Genomic DNA, 1152 nt, shown 5'->3' on the forward strand with positions numbered 1-1152 from the left:
AAGTAGAAAATCATGCTATTTGTTTCATGTTTCTATATTCAATTGGTGTCATATTATTTAATGCTTCATGCGGTCTTTCTGTGTTATATATTTCTAACCATTCTTCCGTTATTTTTCTTGCTTGTTCCAGATTTTTGAATAAATACAAATCTAATACCTCCGTTCGATATGTTCGGTTAAATCGTTCTATGTAGCCGTTTTGATAAGGACTACCAGGTTTAATGTAATCTATGCTTATTCCATGTAATTTTGCCCAGCCTGTGAATCTATTGGCAGTAAATTCTGCTCCATTATCAACTCGTATTTTTAATGGATAACCATGATATTGAGCCAGTCTATCTAAATACCGGGTAATTCTACCTGCCGATAAACTGACCGCAATATCAATGCCCAATGCCTCACGATTAAAGTCATCAATAACATTAAAGGTTCTAAATCTACGATGATTTTCAGAACGATCACTCATAAAATCCATTGACCAACATTCTCCCAGACGACTTGGTACTGATAATGGTTGTGGATAACGCTGGGGTAATCGTTTATTTCGTTTAGAGCGAATGTTGAGTTTTAATTGACAATAAACCCGATAAACCCGTTTATGATTCCACTTATATCCCAGTTTCCTGATTCGATGAAAACACTTAGGAAATCCCCAACGTAAATGCTTGTCTGTTATTGACTTGAGTAACGAAATAATCCTAGAGTCATCTGCCGATTTAGGTTGGTAGTAGTAAGCACAGCGACTTAAATTCACAATGGCGCAACTCATTTTAATTGTCACACAGTATTGTGATTGAAGTGTTTGTGCCCAACTCTTACGAACTGACGTCGGCACTATAGCTTTTTTATTATTTCTTGCTGAAGCTGAGAGGTTAAGCTTAATTCGGCATACATTTGTTTGAGTTTACGATTTTCAGCTTCCAGCTGTTTTAAGCGCTTAATATCCGAAGATTGCATACCGCCATATTTATCTCGCCATTTATAAAAAGTAGAAACGGCCATACCATATTTACGGCAAAGCTCTTTGACAGAGATGCCAACTTCAGCTTCATTTAAAATAGATACAATTTGATGCTCTGAAAATTTTTTCATATTGAAATTCTCCTTAAAAATATCATAGAGAATTTTCTACTTTCTTGCTGTACTATTTTA

1 protein-coding gene is annotated in these 1152 nt (G+C 35.2%); it reads right to left on the bottom strand.

Going from position 1 to position 1152, the window contains the following annotated elements; all coding sequences use genetic code 11:
- Positions 1-10: 10 nt before the first annotated feature.
- A protein-coding gene (locus GYX91_RS10965) for an IS3 family transposase (RefSeq protein ID WP_370520391.1) occupies positions 11-1092 on the bottom strand; the annotation gives its coding sequence in 2 pieces (ribosomal slippage) (positions 11-849 and positions 849-1092; 1083 coding nt in all).
- Positions 1093-1152: the final 60 nt, after the last annotated feature.

This window comes from Snodgrassella sp. ESL0304, from assembly GCF_013344995.1.
GTDB classification, from domain to species: domain Bacteria; phylum Pseudomonadota; class Gammaproteobacteria; order Burkholderiales; family Neisseriaceae; genus Snodgrassella; species Snodgrassella alvi.